The sequence below is a fragment of the Ruegeria sp. CJ3 genome (assembly GCF_056536725.1).
Map to the genome: position 1 here is coordinate 44,696 of NZ_JBQFQE010000013.1, position 25,545 is coordinate 70,240.

General features: G+C 62.3%; 34 protein-coding genes. 18 read left to right on the top strand and 16 right to left on the bottom strand.

The genetic code is table 11. The features are described 5' to 3' along the window. Positions 1-56: 56 nt before the first annotated feature. The 6 genes from ACR0J1_RS18190 to ACR0J1_RS18215 all read left to right on the top strand — a co-directional run bounded on the left by ACR0J1_RS18190 (position 57) and on the right by ACR0J1_RS18215 (position 3,723). Positions 57-968, top strand: a complete 912-nt coding sequence (locus ACR0J1_RS18190; protein WP_480734104.1) for a DMT family transporter — start codon at positions 57-59, stop codon at positions 966-968. Between the two features lie 184 nt (positions 969-1,152). Next, a complete protein-coding gene (locus tag ACR0J1_RS18195; protein ID WP_170673619.1) occupies positions 1,153-1,485 on the top strand; it encodes an AtpZ/AtpI family protein in 333 nt (110 codons plus the stop codon). Positions 1,486-1,487: 2 nt separating this feature from the next. Further along, positions 1,488-2,246 (top strand): F0F1 ATP synthase subunit A, encoded by a 759-nt coding sequence (locus ACR0J1_RS18200; RefSeq protein ID WP_170587982.1) that lies wholly within the window; start codon positions 1,488-1,490, stop codon positions 2,244-2,246. Between the two features lie 48 nt (positions 2,247-2,294). Next, positions 2,295-2,519 (top strand): F0F1 ATP synthase subunit C, encoded by a 225-nt coding sequence (locus ACR0J1_RS18205; protein WP_005981269.1) that lies wholly within the window; start codon positions 2,295-2,297, stop codon positions 2,517-2,519. Positions 2,520-2,605: 86 nt separating this feature from the next. Beyond that, positions 2,606-3,157 (top strand): F0F1 ATP synthase subunit B', encoded by a 552-nt coding sequence (locus ACR0J1_RS18210; RefSeq protein WP_480734105.1) that lies wholly within the window; start codon positions 2,606-2,608, stop codon positions 3,155-3,157. 5 nt (positions 3,158-3,162) lie between these two features. Further along, positions 3,163-3,723, top strand: a complete 561-nt coding sequence (locus ACR0J1_RS18215) for a F0F1 ATP synthase subunit B (protein WP_480734106.1) — start codon at positions 3,163-3,165, stop codon at positions 3,721-3,723. Positions 3,724-3,784: 61 nt separating this feature from the next. Here ACR0J1_RS18215 and ACR0J1_RS18220 read toward each other — a convergent pair whose 3' ends face one another. Together ACR0J1_RS18220 and ACR0J1_RS18225 are read right to left on the bottom strand one after the other, a co-directional pair. After that, a complete protein-coding gene (locus ACR0J1_RS18220) occupies positions 3,785-4,261 on the bottom strand; it encodes a metal-dependent hydrolase (protein WP_480734107.1) in 477 nt (158 codons plus the stop codon). Further along, entirely contained in the window at positions 4,261-5,031 is a 771-nt protein-coding gene (locus ACR0J1_RS18225) for a FadR/GntR family transcriptional regulator (RefSeq protein WP_480734108.1), read from the bottom strand. The genes ACR0J1_RS18220 and ACR0J1_RS18225 overlap by 1 nt, the downstream gene beginning before the upstream one ends. Positions 5,032-5,142: 111 nt before the next feature. Between ACR0J1_RS18225 and ACR0J1_RS18230 the strand changes: the two genes are divergently transcribed. The 3 genes from ACR0J1_RS18230 (at position 5,143) to ACR0J1_RS18240 (ending at position 9,541) form a co-directional block, all read left to right on the top strand. Further along, positions 5,143-5,538, top strand: a complete 396-nt coding sequence (locus tag ACR0J1_RS18230) for a hypothetical protein (protein WP_480734109.1) — start codon at positions 5,143-5,145, stop codon at positions 5,536-5,538. A gap of 142 nt (positions 5,539-5,680) precedes the next feature. Then, positions 5,681-9,136, top strand: a complete 3,456-nt coding sequence (locus tag ACR0J1_RS18235; RefSeq protein WP_480734110.1) for a chromosome segregation SMC family protein — start codon at positions 5,681-5,683, stop codon at positions 9,134-9,136. A 54-nt stretch (positions 9,137-9,190) separates the two neighbouring features. After that, a complete protein-coding gene (locus ACR0J1_RS18240) occupies positions 9,191-9,541 on the top strand; it encodes a hypothetical protein (RefSeq protein WP_480734111.1) in 351 nt (116 codons plus the stop codon). A 125-nt stretch (positions 9,542-9,666) separates the two neighbouring features. On the opposite strand, the gene ACR0J1_RS18245 is transcribed toward ACR0J1_RS18240, so the two are convergent. The 4 genes from ACR0J1_RS18245 to cobD form a co-directional block, all read right to left on the bottom strand. Beyond that, positions 9,667-10,221, bottom strand: coding sequence for a Rieske (2Fe-2S) protein (locus ACR0J1_RS18245; RefSeq protein WP_480734112.1), 555 nt, complete (start codon positions 10,219-10,221; stop codon positions 9,667-9,669). Positions 10,222-10,294: 73 nt separating this feature from the next. Further along, positions 10,295-11,458 carry a lytic murein transglycosylase gene (locus ACR0J1_RS18250; RefSeq protein WP_480734113.1) on the bottom strand — a complete coding sequence of 388 codons (1,164 nt, stop codon included), beginning with the start codon at positions 11,456-11,458 and terminating at the stop codon, positions 10,295-10,297. Between the two features lie 10 nt (positions 11,459-11,468). Beyond that, on the bottom strand, positions 11,469-12,389 hold the full coding sequence (gene cbiB / locus ACR0J1_RS18255) for an adenosylcobinamide-phosphate synthase CbiB (RefSeq protein ID WP_480734114.1): 921 nt from the start codon (positions 12,387-12,389) through the stop codon (positions 11,469-11,471). Beyond that, positions 12,386-13,351 (bottom strand): threonine-phosphate decarboxylase CobD, encoded by a 966-nt coding sequence (gene cobD / locus ACR0J1_RS18260; protein ID WP_480734115.1) that lies wholly within the window; start codon positions 13,349-13,351, stop codon positions 12,386-12,388. The genes cbiB and cobD overlap by 4 nt, the downstream gene beginning before the upstream one ends. A gap of 180 nt (positions 13,352-13,531) precedes the next feature. Here cobD and ACR0J1_RS18265 point away from each other — a divergent pair, with 180 nt between their 5' ends. Beyond that, positions 13,532-13,894: a response regulator transcription factor gene (locus tag ACR0J1_RS18265; protein ID WP_480734116.1), complete on the top strand. Its 363-nt coding sequence runs from the start codon at positions 13,532-13,534 to the stop codon at positions 13,892-13,894. Here ACR0J1_RS18265 and ACR0J1_RS18270 read toward each other — a convergent pair. Then, on the bottom strand, positions 13,876-14,865 hold the full coding sequence (locus tag ACR0J1_RS18270) for a glutathione S-transferase family protein (RefSeq protein WP_480734171.1): 990 nt from the start codon (positions 14,863-14,865) through the stop codon (positions 13,876-13,878). The genes ACR0J1_RS18265 and ACR0J1_RS18270 overlap by 19 nt on opposite strands. A 207-nt stretch (positions 14,866-15,072) precedes the next feature. On the opposite strand from ACR0J1_RS18270, the gene ACR0J1_RS18275 reads away from it, so the two are divergent. Continuing rightward, positions 15,073-15,426, top strand: a complete 354-nt coding sequence (locus tag ACR0J1_RS18275; RefSeq protein WP_480734117.1) for a hypothetical protein — start codon at positions 15,073-15,075, stop codon at positions 15,424-15,426. A gap of 81 nt (positions 15,427-15,507) precedes the next feature. Here the strand turns inward: ACR0J1_RS18275 and ACR0J1_RS18280 are convergent, their stop codons facing one another. Together ACR0J1_RS18280 and ACR0J1_RS18285 are read right to left on the bottom strand one after the other, a co-directional pair. Beyond that, positions 15,508-16,206, bottom strand: a complete 699-nt coding sequence (locus ACR0J1_RS18280; protein WP_480734118.1) for a fumarylacetoacetate hydrolase family protein — start codon at positions 16,204-16,206, stop codon at positions 15,508-15,510. Between the two features lie 22 nt (positions 16,207-16,228). Then, entirely contained in the window at positions 16,229-17,401 is a 1,173-nt protein-coding gene (locus ACR0J1_RS18285) for a MalY/PatB family protein (protein ID WP_480734119.1), read from the bottom strand. Positions 17,402-17,495: 94 nt separating this feature from the next. Here ACR0J1_RS18285 and def (ACR0J1_RS18290) point away from each other — a divergent pair, with 94 nt between their 5' ends. From def (ACR0J1_RS18290) to ACR0J1_RS18310, 5 genes are read left to right on the top strand one after another with little or no spacing between them, the layout of a single operon-like run. Next, on the top strand, positions 17,496-18,014 hold the full coding sequence (def, locus tag ACR0J1_RS18290) for a peptide deformylase (protein WP_480734120.1): 519 nt from the start codon (positions 17,496-17,498) through the stop codon (positions 18,012-18,014). Next, positions 18,011-18,505: a peptide deformylase gene (gene def, locus ACR0J1_RS18295; RefSeq protein WP_480734121.1), complete on the top strand. Its 495-nt coding sequence runs from the start codon at positions 18,011-18,013 to the stop codon at positions 18,503-18,505. Before def (ACR0J1_RS18290) ends, def (ACR0J1_RS18295) begins: the two co-directional genes overlap by 4 nt. Positions 18,506-18,528: 23 nt before the next feature. Further along, positions 18,529-19,443 (top strand): methionyl-tRNA formyltransferase, encoded by a 915-nt coding sequence (gene fmt / locus ACR0J1_RS18300; protein WP_480734122.1) that lies wholly within the window; start codon positions 18,529-18,531, stop codon positions 19,441-19,443. Positions 19,444-19,447: 4 nt separating this feature from the next. Further along, positions 19,448-19,684 carry a hypothetical protein gene (locus ACR0J1_RS18305; protein WP_480534255.1) on the top strand — a complete coding sequence of 79 codons (237 nt, stop codon included), beginning with the start codon at positions 19,448-19,450 and terminating at the stop codon, positions 19,682-19,684. A 1-nt stretch (position 19,685) separates the two neighbouring features. Next, a complete protein-coding gene (locus ACR0J1_RS18310; protein WP_480734123.1) occupies positions 19,686-19,922 on the top strand; it encodes a GlsB/YeaQ/YmgE family stress response membrane protein in 237 nt (78 codons plus the stop codon). Between the two features lie 3 nt (positions 19,923-19,925). Here the strand turns inward: ACR0J1_RS18310 and ACR0J1_RS18315 are convergent, their stop codons facing one another. From ACR0J1_RS18315 to ACR0J1_RS18345, 7 genes are all read right to left on the bottom strand, one after another. Further along, positions 19,926-20,525 (bottom strand): COG3904 family protein, encoded by a 600-nt coding sequence (locus tag ACR0J1_RS18315; protein ID WP_480734124.1) that lies wholly within the window; start codon positions 20,523-20,525, stop codon positions 19,926-19,928. A gap of 7 nt (positions 20,526-20,532) precedes the next feature. Beyond that, on the bottom strand, positions 20,533-21,156 hold the full coding sequence (locus ACR0J1_RS18320) for a trimeric intracellular cation channel family protein (protein ID WP_480734125.1): 624 nt from the start codon (positions 21,154-21,156) through the stop codon (positions 20,533-20,535). Next, the gene (gene rnhA, locus ACR0J1_RS18325) at positions 21,153-21,620 is read right to left on the bottom strand and encodes a ribonuclease HI (protein ID WP_480534263.1); all 468 of its coding nucleotides are present in this window, start codon (positions 21,618-21,620) and stop codon (positions 21,153-21,155) included. The genes ACR0J1_RS18320 and rnhA overlap by 4 nt, the downstream gene beginning before the upstream one ends. Next, positions 21,613-22,200, bottom strand: a complete 588-nt coding sequence (locus ACR0J1_RS18330) for a class I SAM-dependent methyltransferase (RefSeq protein WP_480734126.1) — start codon at positions 22,198-22,200, stop codon at positions 21,613-21,615. Before ACR0J1_RS18330 ends, rnhA begins: the two co-directional genes overlap by 8 nt. Then, on the bottom strand, positions 22,197-22,649 hold the full coding sequence (locus ACR0J1_RS18335) for a DUF3429 domain-containing protein (RefSeq protein WP_480734127.1): 453 nt from the start codon (positions 22,647-22,649) through the stop codon (positions 22,197-22,199). The genes ACR0J1_RS18330 and ACR0J1_RS18335 overlap by 4 nt, the downstream gene beginning before the upstream one ends. Continuing rightward, the gene (gene ispH, locus ACR0J1_RS18340; RefSeq protein WP_480734128.1) at positions 22,646-23,596 is read right to left on the bottom strand and encodes a 4-hydroxy-3-methylbut-2-enyl diphosphate reductase; all 951 of its coding nucleotides are present in this window, start codon (positions 23,594-23,596) and stop codon (positions 22,646-22,648) included. Before ispH ends, ACR0J1_RS18335 begins: the two co-directional genes overlap by 4 nt. Positions 23,597-23,806: 210 nt before the next feature. Next, positions 23,807-24,382, bottom strand: a complete 576-nt coding sequence (locus ACR0J1_RS18345) for a LabA-like NYN domain-containing protein (RefSeq protein ID WP_298388428.1) — start codon at positions 24,380-24,382, stop codon at positions 23,807-23,809. Between the two features lie 136 nt (positions 24,383-24,518). On the opposite strand from ACR0J1_RS18345, the gene folK reads away from it, so the two are divergent. Both folK and rpoZ read left to right on the top strand, forming a co-directional pair. Next, positions 24,519-25,088, top strand: a complete 570-nt coding sequence (gene folK, locus ACR0J1_RS18350; RefSeq protein WP_480734129.1) for a 2-amino-4-hydroxy-6-hydroxymethyldihydropteridine diphosphokinase — start codon at positions 24,519-24,521, stop codon at positions 25,086-25,088. Between the two features lie 94 nt (positions 25,089-25,182). Further along, a complete protein-coding gene (rpoZ, locus tag ACR0J1_RS18355) occupies positions 25,183-25,536 on the top strand; it encodes a DNA-directed RNA polymerase subunit omega (RefSeq protein ID WP_085824454.1) in 354 nt (117 codons plus the stop codon). Positions 25,537-25,545: the final 9 nt, after the last annotated feature.

The window sequence follows — 25,545 nt, forward strand, 5'->3', positions numbered from 1 at the left end:
GTTTGACAATTTCCAAGCCCACGCCATGCTGCGCCGGAACGTGTGCGGGGGCGACAATGGCGCTGAAATACTGGCTGGTGATCTGCATCCTCGGCATCGGCTGGGGCATGTCCTTCATGTTCAACGCCATTTTGCTGCGCGAACTTGGGCCGCTGTCGGTGTCGATGGGCCGGGTCGGGTTCGGAGCGCTGGGCTGCTGGGCCTATGTGCTGGGCCGGCGTCTGCCCGTCAGCCTGAGCGTTGGCCGGGCGGCGGGCCTGCTGGGCTTCGGCGCGCTCAGCTATGCCGCGCCGTTTGCCTTCTATGCGCTGGGCCAACAGTATATCGGCGCGGGCGTGGCCGGGATCGTGAATGCGACAACCCCCGCCTTTGCGGTCATCGTCTCGCATTTCTGGCCCGGAGGCGAACGGGCTACGCTGCTCAAATCGCTGGGCGTGGTCTGCGGCTTTGCCGGTATCGTCGTGCTGTCCCTGCCGCTTTTGCAATCGGGGGAAAAGTCCGAGTTCTGGGCTGTTTTGCTCATCCTTCTCGCCCCGGTCTGCTATGCCTTCTCGGTGAATTTCGCCCGCGCGTTCCGGGATATGCAGCCGGTGGTTCTGGTGGCGCTGGCCCTGACGGGTGCGACGCTGTCGATCGCTCCGCTGGCGCTCTGGCGGGAAGGGCTGCCGCACATCACCCGGGCCGAGACCTGGGCCTCGCTGATGATGATCGGGTTTGTGCTGACCTCGGTGGCGTTCATCGTGTTCTACTGGCTGCTGCCCAAGGTGGGGCCGACCAATATCTCGACCGTAACGCTTATCGCCCCGGTCTCAGCGCTGGTGTTGGGCACATGGGTTCTGGGCGAGACCTTGCGACCTGAACACCTGCTGGGCATGGCGGCGATTTTTGCTGGCCTGCTGCTGATCGACGGGCGGATCGTCCGGCGCCTGCGGCGGGACGTGACGGGGAAAGATCAACCAAAAGGTTGAATATGAGGATTCAGCGGATTTCGCCTGACCCACCGGTTTCGTGTCACCGGCAGATCACTGGTGCTCGAGATTTTTATTATAAAAATCTGAAGCTTAGCTTCATTCTCCGTGCGGCGTCAACGCCGTTGACTCTGCGCCCTCAGCCCCTTAGCACCCTACCCAAGACTGTACGAGGGACCCGCCCGTGACCGATGATGACCAAAAGCAGCGTATGGCGCAGCTTGAGGCCAAGATCGAAGCGGCGAAAAAGGCCAAAGCGCCCAAGCCCCGTGCAGATGCTGACGTGTCCGGGGGCGAGCTTGCCTGGAGGATGGTCATCGAAATGGTATCCGGTCTGGGGATCGGATTTGGCATCGGATACGGGCTGGACAGCCTGCTCGGGACGATCCCGATTTTTCTGGTGCTGTTCACATTGCTGGGCCTTGTCGCGGGCGTGAAGGTTATGCTCCGCAGCGCGAAAGAGGTTCAAGAGAAACAAGCGGCGGCAAGCGCGGCCGAGAAGGACGAGAGGGACTGAACGTGGCGACCGAGACCACCGCAGCAGAAGGCAGCAGCCTGGTATTCCACCCGATGGACCAGTTCATCGTCAAGCCGCTCTTTGGCGACGGTGCGATTGCCTGGTACACGCCCACCAACGTGACCCTGTGGATGTTCCTGGCGATTGCCGCGATTTTTGGCCTGCTGGTGCTCAGCACTTCGAAGCGCGCGATTGTTCCGACCCGGATGCAGTCGGTGGCCGAACTGGCCTATGGCTTCATCTACAAGATGCTGGAAGACATCTGCGGTAAGGAAGGCGTCAAGTACTTCCCCTATGTCATGACCCTGTTCATGTTCATCGTCTGCGCGAACTTCCTTGGGATGATCCCGACATCCTTTACAACCACATCGCATTTCGCCGTGACCATCCCGCTGGCGCTGGCCGTGTTCCTGACCGTGACCGTTCTGGGTTTCGTCAAGAACGGTGCCGCGTTCCTGGGCCTGTTCTGGGTCTCCAGCGCACCGCTGGCGCTGCGTCCGGTTCTGGCGATTATTGAGCTGATCTCGTACTTCGTGCGTCCCGTCAGCCACTCCATTCGTCTTGCTGGTAACGTCATGGCAGGTCACGCCGTGATCAAGGTGTTCGCAGGCTTTGCCGCGATTGCCGTGATCTCGCCCGTGTCGGTTCTGGCGATCACCGCAATGTACGGCCTTGAGGTCCTCGTGTCCTTCATTCAGGCCTACGTATTCACCATTCTGACCTGCGTATATCTGAAGGATGCGCTGCATCCGTCGCACTAAGGTCCGAACACCCAACATCGAAACTTCCAATTCGTAAGGAGACACATCATGGAAGGCGATCTCGCACACATCGGCGCAGGCCTGGCAGCAATCGGTTCCGGCGCAGCCGCAATCGGGGTGGGCAACGTTGCAGGCAACTTCCTGGCCGGCGCCCTGCGCAACCCTTCGGCGGCTGCTTCGCAGACCGCAACCCTGTTCATCGGTATCGCATTCGCAGAAGCGCTGGGCATCTTCGCATTCCTGGTCTCGCTGCTGCTGATGTTCGCCGTCTAATCTGCGGAACCTGATCCTTACGCGCAGGTGGGCCCAAGCCATAGCGGCCCACCTGTTGTAAAGACAACGTTCCGACGGAGGACATCATGGCGACTGAACCCCTTGCCAAAGAAGTGGCTGGCACCTGCGTTGACTCTCATGGGTCGGCGATTGGTATGCCGCAGCTCTGCTTCGATTGGTTCCCCAACCAGATTTTCTGGCTGGTCATTACGCTGGTCGTCATCTTTCTGGTCCTGTCCCGCGTGGCCCTGCCGCGCATCGCGGCAATCCTGGCTGAACGTCAGGGGACCATTACAAATGACCTGGCTGCGGCCGAAGATCTGAAGGCCAAGGCGGTCGAGGCCGAAGAGGCCTATAACAAGGCGCTGGCCGATGCCCGTGCCGAAGCGCAGCGTATCGCTGCCGAAGCACGCGCCGAAATCCAGTCTGGACTGGATGACGCAATTGCCAAGGCGGATGCGGAAATCGCTGCAAAGGCGGCTGAATCGGAGAAGGCTATTGCCGAAATCCGGGCCGGTGCGCTGGAAAGCATTCAAGTGGTTGCCAAGGATACGGCGGCTGAACTGGTCACCGCACTGGGCGGCGAGGCGGATGCCAAAGCCATCGACGGTGCCGTAGACGCGCAGACGAAAGGATAAGTGATATGCGGAACACTCTTGCCCTTATCCTGAGCGTCGGTGCCGCCAGCCCCGCGCTGGCCGCAAGCGGCCCGTTCTTCTCGCTTGGCAACACCGACTTTGTGGTCCTTCTGGGCTTCATCGTCTTCATCGCGGTTCTGTTCTACTTCAAGGTCCCCGGCATGATCGGTGGCGCGCTGGACAATCGCGCAGAAGGCATTCAGTCCGAACTGAATGAGGCCCGCGCTCTGCACGAAGAAGCGCGCAGCCTGTTGGCCTCGTACGAGCGCAAACAGCGCGAAGTTCAGGGTCAGGCCGATGCCATCGTCGAGGCGGCCCGCGAAGATGCCGTCCGCGCGGCCGAGCAGGCCAAGGTCGATCTGGAAAAATCCATCGCACGCCGTCTGGCCGCTGCACAGGATCAGATCGCGTCGGCTGAAGCTTCGGCTGTGAAAGAAGTCCGTGATCAGGCCATCACCGTTGCGGTCTCGGCGGCCAACGCCGTGCTGGCCAAGCAGATGACCGCCGCTCAGGCGAACAAGCTGATCGACGCATCCATCGCGGATGTTGGTGAAAAGCTGCACTGATCTGTATACAAATAATTTGAACGAACCCGAGGGCCTCAGGCGCTCGGGTTTTTTCGTGCACTCAGGCCCTGCGCCAACTAAGAAACCAGACAAGCAGCGCTATCACGGTAATCACGATCTCGACCTTGAATGTCCAATGGTTGAGAAAGGACAATATCCAATGAGAATGGGTGGCTTGTACCACGACCAGCGGGTGCGTTGCGTCCGAGAACGGCCAGAGCCACGCAACCTCGCCGGTGATCGAGTCCAGCACCATATGAACCAGCCCGCCCGCACCAAAGAAGGTCAGAAAGGTACCGGTTCTCAAGGCCCAGATACGTATCATCATCCCGGCAAGCAGAAACCCCGCCCAGATGATTGGGCGGTGGGTGAGGTAGGAATGGTGATGATGTCCCCGATCATCGACCAGATAGAACCAGAGTATATCGATATCAGGGGCAACGGCCCCCACCATCGCCGCGGCAAAGGCAAGCTTACCGAGGTTTGGTGCGGCAGTCCGAAAGACCAGATAAGCGCCCGGCAAATGCCCGATGAACATCAGGCCTCACCCGTTTCGTGCTTTAGCCGCAGCTGCGCGATCTCTTCATTGCGCAGGGCCTTCTGCTGATCGGCCATGCAGCTTTTGACAAAGTTCAGATGATCCTCGACCGCCCGCCGCGCGCCCTTGGGGTCGCGGTCCTGCAGGGCCGCGTTAATGGCGCGGTGCTGGTCCAGAATGGCGTCGCGGGTGGTGCGTTGCTGGAACATGATCTGCCGGTTGTAGAACACGCCCTGTCGCAGCAAATCGAACATCGACCGCATCATATGCAGCATTACCACGTTATGGCTGGCCTCGATGATCGCCATGTGGAACTCGGCATCCAGATGCGCCTCTTCCTCGGCGGCGTTTCGATCATGGGCGGCCTCCATCTTGTCCAGAATGGCCTGTACAACCTTCAGATCGCTGCCCGACCCCATCCGCGCTGCTCGCTCGGCCGCCAGTCCCTCCATATCGCGGCGGAACGAGAGATAGTCGAACACCGCTTCGTCATGATTGCCGAACAGCCGCGTCAGCGCGGGCGAAAAGGCCGAACCCAGCACTTCGGCCACATAGATCCCCGATCCGGCCTTGGCAGTCAGCAAACCCTGATCCTGCAGGTCCGAGATCGCCTCACGCAGCGACGGGCGCGACACACCCATGCGTTCGGCCAGTTCGCGTTCGGATGGCAGACGTTCGCCGGGGCGCAGGATGCCGCGGAGGATCAGCAACTCGATCTGGCGCACCACGGCGAGGGACAGTTTTTCGGTCTGAACTTTCTGGAAAGGCATCGCGCCATCGCTTTGAATTGGTCAAATCATATGACCACGTATCTGACCCGGGTTCAAGAATGGCCGCCGCCGGAAAGGTTTCGTTAACCAAGTGGCGGCTAGATAACGATCATGATCCGTCTGCTTGCCTTCCTGTTTCTCGCCGCCTGTGGGGGCGGTTCGCCTCATTTCCACGGCCTGCCCGCGACGCGGGTCGAGGTCAATGGCAGCGTCTTCGACGTCCGCGTCAAGGATGCGCTGGCCGAGGCGGTGCGCGTAAATCCCCAATACGCCCCGCGCCTTGGTCCAATCCGCGACCGCGCCGCGTTGGCCATGGCGCAGGTTTCGGGCTGTCCGCTGCTGGATGTTCTGGGGGATGCGGCGGTGACCGTGGGGGTGCTGGCCTGCGACCGCGAACTGGGTGAAAAGCTGATTTTTGGCGCGCTTTTGATGCGCTCCTATGAATGCGTCAACTATGGCTATTCCGGTGGATACGGCTATCAGGTCTTTGAATGCACACCATACTGAGATACGCGGGTCCGCGCGTAGTTTTGCCAAGATGTTGTGGATAACTCGGGCGAATGGCCCATATCCTGCGCAATCACGTTGACACCTCGCCCCTCGGTTGCGCACACTTAATAGTCAGAGGAATCATACCAAGAGCAGCCATTTGCGTTTCAGCAAACTCAAACTGACCGGCTTCAAAAGCTTTGTTGACCCGACCGATCTGATCATCGCGGACGGGTTGACCGGTGTGGTGGGTCCCAATGGCTGCGGCAAATCCAACCTGTTGGAAGCCCTGCGCTGGGTGATGGGCGAAAACCGCCCCAAATCCATGCGCGGCGGCGCGATGGAGGATGTGATCTTCGCCGGGGCCGCCACCCGCCCGGCCCGCAACTTTGCCGAGGTGGTCCTGACCATGGACAACTCGGAACGTCTGGCCCCTTCGGGTTTCAATGACAGTGACCAGCTTGAGATCGTGCGCCGCATCACCCGTGACGTGGGCAGCGCCTATAAGACCAACGGCAAAGACGTCCGCGCCCGCGATGTGCAGATGCTGTTCGCCGACGCCTCGACCGGCGCACATTCACCCGCGCTGGTGGGGCAGAACCGCATTGCCGAGCTGATCAACGCCAAACCCCGCGCCCGCCGCCGCATTCTGGAAGAGGCGGCCGGGATTTCCGGCCTCTATCAGCGCCGCCACGAGGCCGAGCTAAAGCTCAAAGGCACCGAGGCCAACCTGACCCGCGTTGATGACGTGCTGGAACAATTGGGTGGGCAATTGGCGCAGCTTGCCCGTCAGGCGCGGCAGGCCGCCCGCTATCGCGAGATTGGTGAGCAGTTGCGGCAGGCCGAAGGGATGCTGCTCTATCGCCGCTGGAAAGAGGCCGACATGGCCCGTCAGGCGGCCGAGGACAAGCTGCGCGACCGGCTGACCGAAGCCTCGCGCGCCGAGGCCGAGGCTCGCGACGCCGCCGCCAAACGGGCCCAAATCGAAGAAACACTGCCGCCCCTGCGCGAAGAAGAAGCCATCGCCGCCGCCGTCCTGCAGCGTCAGATGGTGCAGCGCGATCAGCTGAGCGATCAGGAAACCCGCGCGCGTCAGACGATTGAAACGCTGACCAACCGCATCCAGCAATTGGGCAACGATATCGAACGCGAATCCGGCCTGAACCGGGATGCGGGAGAGATGATTGAACGGCTGGAGTGGGAGGCCCGCGAGCTTTCCAAAGCCGCCGAGGGGTATGACGAAAAGGTGGCTGAGGCCGCGGAAGTTGCCCGCGAGGCTGCCTCGGTGCTGCAGGATCGCGAAGACCACCTGTCGCAAGAGACCGAAGACATGGCCCGTCTGGTCGCCCGCCACCAATCGGCGCAACGACTGGTCGAGGACAGTCGCAAGACATTGGCCCGTTCCGAGGGCGAAGAGGAAAAAGCCCGCACCGCAGTCGATGAGGCGAAATCCGCCCTGACCCGCGCCAGCGAGGCGTTCGAGACCGCGCAAGAGGGCGAGGAGGAAGCCCGCGAAGCGGCCGAGGCTGCCGAAGAAGCACTCGCCGCCGCCGATGAGCTGCGCAATGACACGCAGGCGCGTGAGGCTGAGGCCCGCGCCAAACGCTCCGAGGCCGAAGGCGAGTTGGGCGCGATCCGGGCTGAAACCACCGCGCTGGCCAAGCTGGTCGAACGCGACACGGCTGAGGGCGGGCAGGTGCTGGACCTGCTGCGCGTCGCCTCGGGCTATGAAAAGGCGTTGGGCGCGGCCCTGGCCGATGACCTGCGGGCGCCTTTGGTTGAGGGCGACGGGCCATCTGGTTGGGTGCAGGTCGCCGGTTATGACGCCGATCAGCCGCTGCCCGAGGGGGCCGAACCGCTGGCGCTGCATGTTTCCGGCCCCGACCGCCTGAGCCGCCGCATTGCGCAGATCGGTCTGGTCGATTCGGATCAGGGCGCGCGGTTGCAGGCGTCGTTGAAGCCGGGGCAACGGCTGGTCTCGCGCTCGGGCGACCTGTGGCGCTGGGACGGGTTCCGCGCCTGGGCCGAGGATGCGCCGAGCGCTGCGGCCCTGCGTCTGGAACAGCTCAATAAGCTTGAGACACTGAAACAGGAACTTGCCCGCACCGAGGCGCAAGCCGACGGGGCCCGCGCCGCGCATGAGGCGCTGTCGCAGCAACTGGCTGACGTGACCGAAGCTGACCGTCGCGCCCGCGATGCCCGCCGTGCCGCCGATCAACGTATGGCCGAAACCGCGCGGATGCTCAGCCGGGCCGAGGCGGACCGCAATCTGGCGCAGGGCAAGTTGGAGACTCTGACCCTCGCCGTGGACCGCCACAAAGAAGACGCCATGTCTGCGCGGGCACAGTTGCGCGAAGCCGAAGGCGCGCTGACCGGGCTGGGCGACCTCGACAGCGCCCGCGCGCAGGTTGAAGATATCAAACAAACGGTCGAGGCGGCGCGGATCACCATGCTGACCCACCGCTCGACCCATGACGAATTGCGCCGTGAAGGTGAGGCCCGGACGCGCCGTTCGCAGGAGGTTGCCAAGGACTTGAGCGGCTGGAAACACCGTCTGGAAACCGCCGAAAAACGCATCGCGGAACTGGCCGAACGCAAGGAAAGCTCGGAAGAGGAATTGCAAGAGGCCATGGCTGCCCCCGGTGAGATTGCCGAGGCCCGCGAAGAACTGAACGAGTTGATCGAAACCGCCGAAGCCCGCCGGGCCGAGGCCGCCGACAAGCTGGCCGAGGCCGAAACCGAGCAGCGCGAGGTCGTGCTGGCCGAACGCGAAGCGGAACGGCAGGCCTCCGAGGCGCGCGAAACCCGCGCGGCAGCCGAGGCGCGCTGCGATGCTGCCAAAGAGGCGGTGACCGCCGCCGCCGAACGTATCGCCGAGGATCAGCAACTGACGCCGAACCAATTGCTCAATCAGTTAGACGTGAACCCCGACCAAATGCCCGCCGCCGATGCGTTGGAGGCCGAGGTCAACCGCCACAAACGCCAGCGCGACGCGATGGGCGCGGTGAACCTGCGCGCCGAAGAAGACAGCAAAGAGGTTCAGGAAGAATTCGACACCCTGAACGGCGAAAAGGCTGATCTGGAGGAGGCGATCAAGGCCCTGCGCAGCGGCATCGCCAGTCTCAACCGCGAAGGCCGCGAGCGGCTGCTGACCGCGTTCGAGCAGGTGAATTCGAACTTCGCGATGTTGTTCAAGCACCTCTTTGGCGGTGGCGAGGCCAATCTGGTCATGGTCGAAAGCGATGACCCGCTGGATGCCGGGCTTGAGATCATGTGCCAACCGCCGGGCAAGAAACTCTCGACCCTCAGCCTGTTGTCGGGCGGCGAACAGACCCTGACCGCCACCGCTCTGATCTTCGGCGTCTTCCTCGCCAACCCCGCCCCGATCTGCGTGCTGGATGAGGTCGACGCGCCGCTGGACGATGCCAACGTCACCCGGTTCTGCGATCTGCTGGACGAGATGTGCCGGCAGACCGACACCCGGTTCCTGATCATCACCCACCACGCGGTGACCATGGCGCGGATGGACCGGCTGTTCGGTGTGACCATGCAGGAACAGGGCGTCAGCCAGCTGGTCTCGGTCGATCTCAAGAAGGCCGAACAGATGGTCGCCTGAGCCATCACCGCAAGTTTATGCCTGTTGCAGAGGGCTTCGGGCTAGACTGACCCCATGACCCGCTATCTGATCCTTGCCCTGTTCGCTGCCACATCCGCCACAGCCGCCGAATGGGCGACCAAACCCGGGGACGTTCTCTTGTCTGCCGAAGAACTCAACGGTCTTGCAGGGCGAACACTGACCTTTTTCGATGACGGACAGTCAAAATACTCGGCTGGAGGGGCGTATTCCTACACTTACGCTAGCGGAGAATCCGCCTTCGGCACCTATTCCATCGCCGAGGATGGCAGCATCTGCATCGCCTATCGCAACGGGTTTAGCCGCTGTGACCTGTATGTGCGCAGTGGCGAGCGGTTGATCTTGATTGACGAGAAAGGCAATCGGTATCCGGTGCGGTCGGATTGAGGCGAAAACAAACACTCAATCGCTTCTTCCGGTGACGGCTACGCAGACAAAGCAGACGGCAATAGCTGCCTTGCTGACATCGGCTATGTTTCAAGGTAACAACGGGCCTCGCTAAACTATGCCTGTTATCGACGAAGGTTGAGCTCAATTGTTTGCCCATCTTCGGACATCTCTCCGGCAACGACTGTCAAGTTATTGCGCCCTTGAAGACGAATTCGGCCAGCCACGTCGTAGTGACCGGCGTATCTTGAATCAAAGAACCCATCATAATTACCTGCTCTCAACAACGGTATCCAACCTGGGCTATCCGGCGGATATGCAACTGCAAAGAACCATTCACCATCTAACGTTAGGTTGGCGTCATCAGCAAACACTGGATCGGCTTGCCCTAAGATTTTGCTGTACTTTTCATTCCAGATTTCTGGATCGTTCTGGATGGCAGCTAACGCCATGTCAGCTTCGTTTCTTCGCCAAACGACTATTGGAAGATTGTTGAGTAAGACAATTTTCACATCTCCGGGCTGGAAATCGTCCACATTGATGCTTGGAGACTGTGCTTTTACTCTGGCTACTACGTCTGCAGATGGTTGAGCAGTTTGTACCAAAAAGTGCCCTGCTAGGACAAAGGTGATGAAGATTGCTGATGTGGCCACGATGCCAAGAAAATTGTGCTTTTTCATGAGTCACTTCTTAGCAGACGAATCTGGCGAGAAAACACTTGCGGGTAGCCCTGGGCTCTAACCAGGAATCGCTTCACAATCGCCCCAACAACTCCACCGTCGGCCACGCATCTGCAGGCAGCCCCAGCCGCACCTGTTCGGCCTGCACGGCAGCCCGCGTTCCGGCGCCCAGAATGCCATCGATCTTGCCGACATCATGCCCGCGCGCCTGCAGCTTGCTCTGCAATTGCTTCATCTGCGCACCCGACAGGCCCGGTGCCGGGTTGCCTGCGTCATAGATCTGTCCACCCTCAAGCCTTGTGCCGAAATAGGCGGCGGTCAGGACATAGACAAAGCTCTGGTTCCATTCGAAATAGACGTCGAAATTCGGGTAGGCCAGAAAGGCTGGCCCCTTGTGCCCCTGCGGCAGGATCAGCGAGGCGGGCAGGTTGGTCAGCGACCCGCTGCGTGCCTGCACACCCATCGCCTGCCAGTCGGACACCGCACGCGGTTTGCCCGGCCCCGATAGCGACCAGTCCATATCTGCAGGCACCGTGACTTCCTGCAGCCACGGCTGACCCGGCTGCCAGCCCAGATGCGACAGCATCTTGCCCCCCGACATCAACGCATCCGGGGCCGAGGTTTTCAAGGAGACCTGACCATCCCCATCCCCGTCGACGCCATTGTCCAGAATATCTTGCGGCAACATCTGCACCATGCCGATCTCACCCGCCCAAGCGCCGGTGGTGCGGGCGGGGTCGAAATCGCCTTGGCTGTACAGCTCAATGGCCGCGAAAATCTGGGGTCGGAACAGCTCGGGTCTGCGGCAATCATGGGCCAGCGTCACCAGTGCGTTGCGGGTGTTGAAATTGCCCTGAAATGCGCCGTAATCCGTCTCGAACGCCCAGAAGGCCAGCAGCACCCCGCGCGAGACACCGTATTCGGCCTCGATCCGGTCAAACACCGCATCGTATTTGCGCGACATGGCCTGCCCCCGGTCGATCCGGTTCTGCGAGATCAGATGGCGCGAGAAGTCTATGAACGGTTTCTGAAACACCCCTTGCGCCCGGTCGGCTTTCAGCACCGCATTGTCCTGCTGGACGCCTTGGAAGAAGGCGTTGACGGTTGCGGTGTCGAACCCGCGCTGCACCGCCTCGGATTTCAGGCCCTTCACGAAAGAATTGAAGCCGCCGCCGCATTGGGCAAAGGCGGGCGAGGCGAACAGGGCTGTGGCCACGAGGGCAGAGAGAAAGCGCATGGGGCGTCCTTCAAATGATAAAGTTGATCCCAACCCACACCGACACGAGCCCAAGCGCAAGCCCCCAGACGCGCCACAGCATGTCACATGCGCGGAAAATCTCCTCCGCGCCGATTTCGCGCGGAGCGTCGCCGTTCACCCAGGCCAGATCGCGCATTTGCCCGTCATAGCTGCGCGGCCCGGCCAGCGCGACGTTGAGTGCGCGCGCCATGGCGGCCTCGGGCCAGCCAGCGTTCGGTGATACGTGGCGACGCGCATCCGCCACCATTTCCGCCCAACGGGACCATTGGCTGGACAGCGCCACGATCAGCAGAAATGTCAGCCGCGCCGGGATCAGGTTCAGCAGATCGTCCAGCCGTGCGGCGGCCCAGCCAAAGGCCGCGTATTTCTCGTTGCGATAACCGATCATGCTGTCGGCGGTGTTGACGGCCTTGTAGATCAGCAGTCCCGGCAATCCGGCGACCAGAAACCAGAACGCGGGTGCGATCACCCCGTCACTCAGGTTTTCCGCGGCACTTTCGATGGCCGAGCGGGTGACCTGAGCCTCGGTCATGTCCCGCGTGTCGCGGGTGACGATCATCGCCACCGCAGCACGACCTTCGGGCAGAGAGGTGCGCAGCCCGTCACCCACGGCGCGGACGTGTTCGACCAGCGACTTCTGTGCCAGCAGGACCGCGCAGATCACGATCTCGACCACCGGCCCTAGCAGCGCCAGCCCGCGACCGATCGCATAAGCGCCCAGCACCAGCAGCAGAACCACCGCGATCCCCTTCAACCGCCGCTGCGCGACGTGGTTCAGGCGCTTGTCGAGCCAGCCGATGACGTTGCCGATCATCACCGCGGGGTGACGAAGGCGCGACCATAGCCAGTCCGGCTCTCCCAGAGCGGCGTCAAGGCACAGCGCGCAGACCAGAACGAATGCGGTGCTCACAGCGCCGCCTCCAACCGGGTCCAGCCGGTATCAGGCGGCAGGCCAAGGCGCAGATAGGTCTTGGAATAGGGGAAGATACGGCTCCAGATATGCGCGCGGGCAAGGCGATCTTGCCATGCGGCGGCGTCATCAACCTCATAAAGCCGGAACAGGCTGGTGCCGCCGACCAGCCGCGCACCCTTGGGCAACACAAGGTGATCCAGCCGCGTGGCCTCGTTCTCCAGCCGGACACGGGTGGCCTCGGCCCATGAGACATCGCGTAACGCCTGTTCCCCGATCCGCAGGGCCGGGCCGGATACGGCCCACGGCCCCGTCAGATCATTCAGCCGCGCGATCAGGTCCGGATGACCGACGGCAAAGCCCAGACGCAGACCCGCCAGACCCCAGAACTTGCCAAAGCTTTTCAGCACCACCACGCCCGGCCGTTCAGACAGATGGATCAGCGAAGCCTCGGGCGTGACGTCGCAAAAGCTCTCGTCAATCACTGTCAGCGGGGCATCGGCATCATCCGCGTCCCAGATACGCCCGTCGGGGTTGTTGGGATGCACGAGGACGCGCGCCTCGGCCGGGCCGGTCTCCTGAACCTGCCAACCTTGCGCGGCAAATGCGGCGGCGTGTTCGTTATAGGTGGGCGAGGTGATTTGCACTCGGCCCGCTTGCGCCAATGCGGGCATCCGCGCAATCACCGCCGAGGCTCCGGGTGCAGGCAGAATCGCCGCCCCGTCCGGTACGCTCCAGAAGCCGCGCGCCGCGTCCGCCAGCCGCTCAAACGCGCCATGATCAGGCAGTTCCATCCAGTCCGAGGGGCGCAGCCCCGCGACCTCATAGGGGTGCGGATTGATCCCGGTCGACAGATCGATCCAGTCGCCCCGCGCGCCGCCAAATCGTGCCATCGCTCCGTCCAGCCCGCCGCCATGATCGCGCGCGCCCCGCGGGTTCAACCTGTCCACCTGTTCCACCATCTGCCCCTGCCGATACCGCCATGCTGTGCCGGTTCAAGCGGATTTTTGCCGCTGGCACAAGCCGATCCGCCGGATCACGGCCCTGTGCAGGCCTTGTTAACACTTTGTTAAGGAAATCGCGTGATCACGGGAGGCAGGGGTCGGCACCTATCACCTTATCACGTGCCGAGGTTGTTGCATATGAATGTTCTGATTGTTGAGAGTAACCCCGATCTTGGTCGGGTTTGGCAGCGGCATCTGCAAAGGCAGGGGGCCGAGGTCACGCTGGTCGAAACGCAAGAGGCCGCGATATTGGCGCTGTATGGCGCGGAATTCGATATCATCGTGCTGGATCTGGTGCTGGAAACCGGCAGCGCGCTGGCGGTGGCGGACTTCGCCAGCTATCGCCGCCCAGACGCGCGGGTGATCTTTGTCACCAACACCACCTTCTTTTCGGACGGGTCGATCTTTGCCCACAGCGCCAATGCCTGCGCTTATGTCCAAAGCTCGACCCCGCCCGAGGACTTGGCGGCCATGGTCGAACATTACGCCGCCGGGCGCTGATCCCGCCCATGCGGTTCTGAATAATCCAGAACCGGGTTTGTCGGGATGATGCGGTGCGGATTGATGCTGTCGTGGCTGTAATGATAGTGGCGCACGATATGGTCCATATGCACCGTCTGGGCCACGCCCGGCCACTGATACAGCTCGCGTGTATAGGCCCATAGGTTCGGATAATCGACCAGCCGCCGGCGGTTGCATTTGAAATGCAAATGATAGACCGGATCGAACCGGATCAGCGTGGTGAACAGCCGCCAGTCGGCCTCGGTGATGCGGTCGCCCATCAGGTACCGGTTGCGGCCCAGCCGGTCTTCCAGCCAGTCCAGCGTGTCGAACAGCGGGCCGACGGCGGCGTCATAGGCCTCTTGCGTGGTGGCAAAGCCCGATTTGTAGACCCCGTTATTGACGTCGGAATAGATGCGCGCGTTGACCTCTTCGATCTGGTCGCGCATCGCCTCGGGCCAGTAATCGTCGGTATTGCCAGTGATGCCGTCAAAGGCCGAGTTGAACATGCGGATAATCTCGGAACTTTCGTTCGACACGATGGTCTTTTCCACCTTGTCCCACAGGATCGGCACTGTGACCCGGCCGGAATAGTTAGGATCGGCGCGGGTATAAAGCTGATGGGCAAAGTCGTGCCCGAACAGCCGGTCGCCCGTCGCGCCGTCGGTATCTGTCGCGAAGGTCCAGCCCTTGTCCAGCATGTCGGGATGCACCACCGAGACGGCGATGTGATCGTCCAGCCCCTTGAGCGCGCGAAAGATCAGCGTGCGATGGGCCCAGGGGCAGGCATGGCTGATATACAGGTGATAGCGCCCGCTTTCCGCCTCGAACCCGCCGCGCCCCGAGGGGCCGGGCGCGCCATCGGCGGTGATCCAGTTGCGAAACTGCGCGGCCGAGCGTTTGAACGCCCCGCCGGTGGACAGGGTGTCATACCAGGTGTCATGCCATTTGCCGTCGACAAGCAGGCCCATCATCATTCCTCCGCATTGCGATTGCAGCAAAGATAGGCCGCTGCGACCCCGGTTCCTATTTCACCGCGCGCGCATCTGGCCTGCGCCTGCGCACAGTCCGGGACGGTTGCGCAACAGATCACAAATCCTGCGGGCCAAGGGGCGCGGTTCACTGGATTTTTACAAAAGCTGTTCCACAATAGAGGGTATTGAAGGGGGAAATTTATAATGAGTACCTATGTTTCAAAGGAAATTCGCGCCGAATTGGATGCGGCCCGAATCGCTGCATTGAAGAAATCCAGCCGTTTACGTGTGGAAACCGGCAACAATAGCTATAAAATTCTGACATTGTGGAAGGATGGCTTCACCGTCGAGGCCGAAACCACGCCGCGCCTGCGCGGTCTGGTCGATATCTATGACGGGGCCAATCACCTGTACCAATGCCTGATCATCGCGGATGAGGAAGCGGTGGGTGAGATGCGCTATGAATTCAAGCGCAGCACCGTGGTCGCCGACAAGGCCCCGTTGGATTTTTACCGTGCGCCAGACGCGCCCATCGCCTTGCTTGAAAACCGCGACTGAGCCGCGCAGATTTTAACCTTCAGACCGAGGCCTCGGCGGCAGTCTTTGGGTCTCAAGTTGCTCGGGTGTTGGACGAACGGATCAATCGGGGTCTGTCAGGGTCAGCTGCACGGGGGCCAGCCCATCGATGCCGCCTTCGATCCGGTCTCCGGCGACCACGGGTCCGACACCGGCGGGCGTTCCGGTCAGGATCAGATCACCGGGGCGCAAATGATAGAAACCCGACAGATGGCAGATCAGCTCATCGATCTTCCAGACCAGCTCGGACAGAGTGGCATCCTGCGCGACCTGCCCATTGACGCTGAGGTGGATGCGCTTGTCATCCGATGGGCTCCAATGACCCGCGCGGGTCAGCGGGGCAAAGACGGCTCCGTTTTCCACATCCTTGCCCAGATCCCAGGGGCGCTGCTTGTTGCGCTCGCGGATCTGCAGATCGCGGCGTGTCATGTCCAGCGCGCACCCATAGCCAAAGATCGCGGCATGGGCCTGCGCCGTCGTGGCCTGAAAAACCGGCTTACCGATGGCAACGGCCAGTTCCATTTCGTGATGATAATTCTCAGTGCCCGCCGGATACGACACAGATGCGCCCGTCAAAACCGCGTTGGGCGCGGATTTGGTGAAATAGAACGGCGTCTGGCGGTCGACCTTATGCCCCATCTCGGCAGCATGGGCGGCATAATTGCGGCCCACGCAGAAAATCCGCCCGATCGGATAGGTCGCCTGTTCTCCCTGCACCGGAATGTTTGGGATGTCCGGCAGCGCAAAAAGGGTCTCGGGCATGGGGCTTCTCCGTCCGTAAGGCTTACTGCAGATCGCCAAAGGCTGCCTTCAGGCGCGCGCAGGCTTCTTCCACCCGTGCGCGTTGCGTGGCCAGATTGAATCGCTCGAACGTCTCGCCGCCGGTGCCGAACCCGGGGCCCGGGGACGTGGCGATCCGTGCATCCTCGCGCAGGCGGCGGATAAATTCACTATGATCCATCCCGGTGCCCGAGAAATCGACCCAAGCCAGATAGGTCGCCTGCAGCGGCATCGACCGCAGGCCGGGAATCTCGGCGATTGCGGCGTCGAACACCCGGCAGTTCTCGGCCAGATGCGCGATCTGTGCGTCGACCCATGCGGCCCCCTCGGGTGAATAGGCGGCGGTGATCATCGCCACCCCCAGCGCGCTGGGGTCATAATCCAGCGTCTGCAACCGGTGTTTCATCTCGGCCCGCAGCTTGGCGTCGGGTATGATCATGTTGCCGGTGCGCTGGCCTGCGATGTTGAACGTCTTGGAGGCCGCCGTCAGCGTCACGGTCCACGCCCGCGCATCCGGCGCGGCCACATCCATCGGTACGAAATTGAAACCGGGATAAACCAGATCATGGTGAATCTCATCCGAGACCAGGATCAATCCGTTGCGTTCGGCAAATGCCGCCACCGCCCGCAATTCGTCCGGCGTCCAGACCCGGCCCGAGGGGTTCTGCGGCGAGCACCACAGCAGCAGCCTTTCAGACCCGTCCAGCCGCGCCTGCGCATCCTCCAAATCCAGCGCATAGGTCTCGCCCTCACGCACCAGCGGGCATTCCACCACGCGGCGGCCCGATTTGTTCACCTTATGCGCAAACTCATGGTAAACGGGCGAGAAGATCACCACCCCATCCCCCGGTGCGCTCCAGACATCCAGACACAGCGCAATGGCGTTGCCGAGCCCCTGCGAGGTCAGCACCCAATCGGTGTCGATCTCCCAATTGTGGCGGGTCTTCATCCACCACTGGATCGCGTTCAGATACTCCGGATGCATCCAAGAATAGCCAAACGCGCCGTGATCCGCCGCTTTGCGCACCGCTTCGATCACGCAAGGCGCTGTGGCATAGTCGGAATCAGCCGTCCACATGGCCAGCCCATCCTCGGGCGAGACGCCATACAGGCGCTCCATCTTGTCCCATTTCGAAGAATTGGTGCCCCGGCGGTCGATCAGGTCGTTGAAAGTCATGTCATCTCCATCTGTCGAGGCGAAAGCTAACCTCAATTCCGCCATGTGCAAGGGGGCCGTTGCGGTGGCGGGCGCGATGGCCTAAATCAGCCCCATGAAACGCAATATCCTGATCCATCCCGATCCCCGCCTGAAAAAGGTCTGCGCGCCGGTGGCCGACATCACCGACGAGTTGCGCAAACTGGCCGACGACATGCTGGAGACGATGTATGACGCGCCGGGCATTGGCCTTGCCGCGCCCCAGATCGGCGTGCTGGATCGGCTGATCGTGGTGGATTGCGTCAAGGAAGAGGGCGAGGCCCCGCGCCCGCTGGTGATGTTCAACCCCGAGGTCATCGCATCCTCTGATGAGACCAATGTCTATGAAGAAGGTTGCCTGTCGATCCCCGAGCAATATGCCGAGGTCACCCGCCCCAAAACGGTGGACGTCACATGGCTGGACCGTGACGGCAATCTGCAGCAGGAAACCTTTGACGACCTCTGGGCCACCTGCGTGCAGCATGAGATCGACCATCTGAACGGTAAGCTCTTCATCGACTATCTCAAACCGCTCAAGCGTCAGATGATCACCCGCAAGATGCAAAAGCTGAAACGCGAACAGGCCCGCACATGACGGTGCGGACCTGCCTGCCATGGCCCGACAAGCGCCTGCGCAGCAAGGCCGAGGACGTGCCCGAGATCACCGACGATATCCGCGCCATCTGGGACGACATGATCGACACGATGGAGGCGATGCCCGGCGTCGGCCTCGCCGCGCCCCAGATCGGGGTGATGCTGCGGCTGGCCGTGGTGGATGGTTCGACCCAGCGGGGCAGGGCGGTGCGTCTGGCCAATCCCGAGATCCTGCACAGCTCGGTCGAGCTGCGCGAGCATGACGAGGCCAGCCCGAACCTGCCCGGCGTCTCAGCCAAGGTGAAACGCCCCCGCGCGGTGACGGTGAAATTCCTCAACGAACAGGGCCAGATCGACCGCCGCGATTTCGTGGGTATCGAGGCCACCAGCGTCCAGCATCAGATCGATCATCTGAACGGGCGAATGTATTTCGACCGGCTCAGCAAGGTCAAACGTGACATGCTGCTGCGCAAGGCAAAGAAGACGGGGTGAAACCCCATCCTACGGAGGGACGGATGCGTATAATCTTCATGGGAACCCCCGATTTCTCGGTCCCGGTGCTGGACGCTCTGGTTGCGGCCGGGCACGAGATCGCCGCCGTCTATTGTCAGCCCCCCCGGCCCGCCGGGCGCGGCAAGAAAGACCGCCCCACACCGGTCCATGCGCGGGCCGAGGCGCTGGGCCTGACAGTGCGCCATCCCCGATCACTGAGATCGCCCGAGGAACAGGCCGCCTTTGCCGCGCTGAACGCCGATGTGGCGGTGGTTGCGGCCTATGGGCTGCTGCTGCCGCAACCGGTCCTGGACGCGCCCGCCCAGGGCTGCCTGAACATCCACGCCAGCCTGCTGCCGCGCTGGCGCGGGGCCGCGCCGATCCACCGCGCGATCATGGCGGGCGATGCGCAAACCGGCATCTGCATCATGCAGATGGAAGCCGGGTTGGACACCGGCCCCGTGCTGCTGCGCGAGGCCACCGATATCGGGGCCGAGGAAACCACCGCCGGGCTGCAGGACCGCCTTTCGGCCATCGGGGCAGCGTTGATCGTCAAGGCCCTGTCCGATCTGCCCCACCTCACGCCCGATCCGCAGCCCGATGAGGGCGCGACCTATGCCGACAAGATCGACAAATCCGAGGCCCGCATCGACTGGTCCGCCCCCGCGACAGAGGTCGACCGTCACATCCGAGGTCTGTCTCCGTTCCCCGGCGCGTGGACAGAAGTTCAGGGCGACCGCATTAAGCTGTTGGCTTCGCGTCTGGCCGAAGGGCAGGGCACTCCGGGCGAGGTGCTGGACGATCAGTTGACCGTGGCCTGCGGCACCGGCGCGGTCGAGCTGCTGCGCCTGCAACGGGCTGGCAAGGGCGCGCAGGACAGGGACACGTTCCTGCGGGGTTGGCCAATCCCGGCCGGCACCCACCTGTTGTCGGAGTAGCACCATGTTCATGATCCTGATGGGCACTGTCGTGATTGCGGGCATCGTCGGCTACCTGTCCGAGAAAACCGGCTTTACCCATAACGGTTACCTTCCATCGATTATCATCTGCGTCGGCGGGGCCTTCCTGTTCTATTTCGTTCGCATCATGTTCGGTATCAGCTTTGGCCCGCCCGGTCTGGACGCGGTGCTGTCGTCGATCGGTGCTCTGATCATCGTGCCCACCCATTGGAGGAAATGACATGCCCATCGTCGCCCTGATCATCATCGGTGCCGCCGCAGGCTTCCTCGCCACCCGCCTGATGCGGATCGAGGCCGACATTCCCACCACCATGCTGATCGGCATCATCGGCGCGCTGGTGGGCGGGCTGATCCTGCGCACTCTGATCACGATGATGGGCTGGCTGTCGGGTTTTGTCGGCGCCGTGTTGGGGGCGCTGCTGGTGATCTGGCTGTGGCAGACCTACAGGCGGCGCTGACCGCTATCGCGCCTCACACGCAGCCGCCGATCCCAAAGCGGGGGCCGCGCGCGTGGTCATGTCGAACCGGTTCGCCTCGGCTGCGGTCATCCAATGCATCTCGTCCTCGGATGCCACATCCAGCGTGAACCAGTAAAAGGCGGGATCGACGCCGATATCCCCGAAATACTCCAGATACCGGTCATGTTCGGGGTGCCCCTTGGGCAGGTCCGCGGCCACATACCCGCCGCCGCCCCAACTGTGGACGCCGACACAGGCCCCGCGCTCCAGTACCCGCTGGTTGCCCGCCAGAAACAGGTCGGTCCCGCCCGAGGCGACCAGCCCGTCCGAGGGCACGACCGTATCGAACCCTTCCGCGCGCACCACGCGGCTGAAGACCACATTGGCGTCATCATCGACCGAGCCTTCGATGTTCTGCAGCACCAGCGTCCGCGCCCCGGGATTGTCGGCGATCACCTCTTCAAACGCGCTCAGCGTCGTGTGGTCGATGGTGCCGCTGGCGACGATCTGATCGCCCCGGGCGGTGAAGCTGACCGGGTTGTAGGGCTGAGAACAGGCCGCCAGCAGCAAAGCAACGGCCAGAGCGGGATATCTTGTCAGCATCTTCATCCTAGCTACGCGGCGGCCGCGCCTTGTAGACCGGCAAGCGCCAGCCAAACAGCAGCGATCCGGCCCGCAGCGCCCAGCAGACAAGGGCGCATAGTGCCAGCGCCGGCAGGGTTTCAAGCCCCAGATGCAGGCTCAGCACCGCCGTCAGCGCCCCGGCCAGCGCGCAGGAAACGTAAAGCTCGCCCTGTTTCAGCACCAAGGGCACCTCGTTGCAGACCACATCGCGCATCAGCCCGCCCAGACAGCCGGTGTTGATGCCCATCAGAATGACGATCAGCCCCGACTGCCCCATCGACAGCGCCGCCGCGGTGCCCGCGGCCACGGCGATTGACAGGGCGAAACTGTCCAGCCAGATCAGCAGGTTATAACGGCTCTCGACCAGATGGGCGGTAAAAAAGACCAGGATCGCCGCGCCGCAGGCGATCAGGATGTAATCGGGCTGGCCGACCCAGAAGACCGGATGCCGGTCCAGCAGCAAGTCGCGCACGGTCCCGCCGCCCACCGCCGTCAGACAGGCGATGAAGGCAAAGCCGATCAGGTCCAGCTGCGCCCGGCTGGCCACCAGCGCCCCGGTCAGCGCAAACACAAAGACCGAGGCATAGTCCAGCACCGCCAGCCCGCTCATGATCCGGCCTTGTCCGGCTTGAACGGGGCCATGCCCGCGCGCGCCAGCTCGTCGGCGCGTTCGTTTTCGGGGTGGCCCGCGTGGCCCTTGACCCATTCCCACGTCACATCATGACGCTGCGCCGCCTCGTCCAGCCGTTGCCACAGATCGACATTCTTGACGGGTTTCTTGTTCGAAGTTTTCCAACCATTCCGCTTCCACCCGAAAATCCAGCCGGTGACGCCGTTCTTCACATAAGCGCTGTCGGTCACGATGGTCAGTTTCGAGGACCGCTCCAGCGTCTCTAGCGCACTGATCGCGGCCAGCAATTCCATCCGGTTGTTGGTGGTCTCGGCCTCTCCGCCGCTCAGCTCGCGCTCTTTCAACACGGTCTCACCGTCCATCGCGCGCAGCAGCACGCCCCAGCCGCCGGGGCCGGGATTGCCGGAACAGGCGCCGTCGGTATAGGCAAAAAGATCAGGCATGGGCAAACACCAGAATGAACCCGTCATATGACCCCGCCAGACCCTTCCCCACCCCTTTGACGCTGCGGTCGATGGTGAACCCGGCCTCGGTCAGAGCGGCCTCGATCTCGGCCTCTGAGTAGTAGGTATAGTATCGATCAATGCCGTCGCGATGCTCGCCCGTGCCCAGTTTCATGCCCAGAAACAGGTGGCCACCCGGTTTCAGCGCCGCGTAGATCGCGCTCAGATGGCGGGGGAAATCGGCGCGCGGGGCGTGCAGCAGGGAAAAGCTGGCATAGATACCGTCATATTCGGCGACTTCCGTGACATCATCGAAGGTCCCCAGATGCGCATCGACGCCGTTCTCGCGCGCGTGGTCGACAAAGGCAGGCGTGGCATCCAGCGCCCGCACCCGCAAACCCTGCCGCATCAGAAACGCGCTGTCCGATCCGGGGCCCGAGCCCAGATCCAGCACATACCCACCCGCGCCTACGGCATCGGCAAAGGCCTGCCGCGCCTCAAGCTGTTCGGGGGGCAGGGGGATGTTCAGATAATCCGCGACCCGCGCCGTATAGGCGTTGATCGTCCGTTCGTCGCTCACAGGTAAACTCCTACCGCAAGACAGGCCAGCACGACCGCGGTCAGCAGGATGCGCAGCCGCATCCACCAGACCGGCGTCAGCCGCCAGTATGAGAACATGGCATCCAGCATCAGCAGCCCGGCAAAGCCATACATCAAGTTGGTGCCCGCAGTGACCGGCCCGCCGCCGGTCATGAAGAACGCCCACAGCGCCGGCAGCACCGACAGCGCATAGCAGGTCGCCGCCTTGCTGCCCGAGGTCTTGGTTGCAAAGCCCCACAACACGCCAGACATAAAGCTCAGGATCACCGAGCCATAGAACAGTTGGATATATGGCCCCACGAACCGCGATCCCAGTTCCTGCCGACCCCAATCGTTCAGATCGCCGCTCAGATAGGTCAGCGCCCCCCAGACAAACGGGATCAGCCCGACCAGCCCCAGAAACAGCGGCGCGCGGGGGATGCCGCTCATGCCGGTTGCCGCAGGACGCGGGGCACTTTGAATTCGACGTTTTCCACGGCGGTTTCGACCAGTTCGACAGTGACATCGTAATGGTCGCGGAAGGCGTCAATCACCTCGTTCACCAGCACCTCGGGGGCCGAGGCCCCGGCGGTGATGGCAACACTGGAAATACCGTTCAGCGCGCGCCAGTCGATCTCGGTCGCGCGCTGCACCAGTTGCGCGTAGTTGCAGCCCGCGCGCGCGGCAACCTCGACCAGACGGCGCGAGTTGGACGAGTTCGGTGCGCCCACCACCAGCAGCGCGTCGGATTTCGGCGCAACCTCTTTCACCGCTTCCTGCCGGTTGGTGGTGGCATAGCAGATGTCTTCCTTATGCGGCCCGACAATGGCCGGAAAGCGGGCCTGCAACGCGGCGATGATATCCTTGGTGTCATCCACCGACAGGGTAGTCTGGGTCACAAAGGCCAGTTTCGCCGGATCGCGCACCGCGACCTCGGCCACATCTTCGACCGTTTCGACCAGCAGCACTTCGCCCTCGGGCAGTTGCCCCATGGTGCCGACGGTTTCGGGATGACCCTTATGGCCGATCATGATCATCTGCAGCCCCGCATCCGCATGGCGCTGCGCCTCGACATGGACCTTCGACACCAGCGGGCAGGTCGCATCCACATAGATCATCTCGCGCCGCTCTGCCGTTGCGGGCACGGATTTCGGCACGCCATGGGCGGAAAAGATCACGGGCCGGTCGTCGGGGCATTCATCCAGCTCCTCGACAAACACCGCGCCCTTGGCGCGCAGCCCGTCGACGACGAATTTGTTATGCACGATCTCATGGCGCACATAGACCGGCGCGCCCCATTTCTGCAGCGCCATTTCCACGATCTTGATGGCGCGGTCCACACCGGCGCAGAACCCGCGCGGGGCGGCCAGATATAATGTCAGCGGCGGCTTGGTCATTCGGCGATCTCCTAGCTCGAACACCTAGGTCTTTTCATCGCCATGGTCCAGACAGCAGGGCGTCATTTCCCTGACATGAATCACTGTTAGCACCGGGGTAATTTCAGCACCTAAACCTTTTCAAAGCAGCACGGCCAGGGCTTTCGGGCCCTGGCCGTGCATATCCTTGCGATGACCCCCGTTTGTTGAACGACGGGGGGGCGGGCGATATCAGTGTCCGCCTGCCGCCGCGACGCTGCGCGGCTCGGACGGCATCTCACGCGGGGGGCGGCCGATGACGTCGCGCAGGTCCTCCAGCTCGATGAAGTTGTCGGCCTGACGGCGCAGCTCGTCCGAGATCATCGGCGGCTGGCTGCGGATGGTCGACACGACCGAGACGCGCACGCCCTGCCGTTGCAGGCTGGCAATCAGCGGGCGGAAATCCCCATCGCCCGAGAACAGCACGATATGATCCACGCGCGGTGCCAGTTCCATGGCATCCACGGTCAGTTCGATATCCATATTTCCTTTGACTTTCCGACGCCCCATGCTGTCGGTGTATTCCTTGGCCGGTTTGGTGACCATGGTGAAGCCGTTGTAATGCAGCCAGTCCACCAGCGGTCTGATCGGGGAATACTCGTCGTTTTCCAGTAGCGCTGTATAGTAGAAAGCTCTAAGCAGTTTGCCTCTGCGCATGAATTCCTGGCGCAGCAACTTGTAGTCGATGTCAAACCCCAGAGCTTTGGCGGCGGCATAAAGATTCGAGCCGTCGATGAACAGCGCTAGCCGTTCGTCTTTGTAAAACATAAAAATGGTCCTTCCGGTATACGCCACCGCACCGTGAGTTCCGTGAGCGAATAATATGGTCAGTGCAATGGTGTGCTTAAAATAGGTCTTTTGGTCTTTATCGCAAGCATTCTCTGACCTGCATATGGGGGTAATAATGGACAAATTCATGTCAGAAGCGGTCATCGCGCTGGGTGCTAATCTCAGTCTGAGAGGAAACGGACCCAAGGTGACACTTCAGCACGCGCTGGCCGCGATGGCCGAGTCCGGCCTTGTGATTCGCGCCGCAAGCCGGTTTTTTGCGACCCTGTGCTTTCCGGCAGGGGCGGGGCCTGACTATGTCAATGCTGCGGTTTTGATCGAAACCGACCGCACCCCGCAGCAGGTTCTTGAGCTGCTGCACCGCATCGAACATGACTTTGGCCGCGCCCGGGCGCAGCGCTGGGGAATGCGCACACTGGATCTGGATCTGGTCTGCTGGGGCGACCGGGTTCTGCCTGATCCGGCGGAATATCAGCGCTGGCTGACCCTGCCGCCCGAGGATCAGATCAAATCCGCGCCCGAGCAGCTGATCCTGCCCCATCCCCGCCTGCAGGACCGCGCCTTCGTGCTGGTGCCGATGGCCGATGTTGCGCCTGACTGGTCCCATCCGGTGCTGGGGCATTCGGTGGCGCAGATGGTGACTGCGCTGCCGCCCGAAGATGTGGCGGCGGTCACGCCTCTGTGATCCTCGCATTTGCGGCATTTCCTGCTTGTCAAGGCGGGGATTCGCGCTTAGATAAACCCCTTCCTGCCACGGATTCATTTACGGAGAGCGCCCAATGGCCCGCGTTACGGTCGAAGATTGTGTAGACAAGGTCCCGAACCGGTTCGAACTGGTGATGCTTGCCGCCCACCGGGCGCGCGAGATTTCCGCCGGTGGCCCGATCACCGTCGACCGCGACAACGACAAGAACCCGGTCGTCTCGCTGCGCGAAATCGCCGATGAGACCCAAAGCGCCGACGACCTGCGCGAGCGTCTGATCGAAGCCAACCAGACCCAGATCGAGGTGGACGAGCCTGAAGAAGATCAGATGGCGCTGCTGATGGGCGCGGAATCCGACAAGCCCGCCGATGACGATATGTCCGAAGAAAAGCTCCTGCGCGCTCTGATGGAGGCTCAGGGCCAGGGGTAAAGCCCAGAC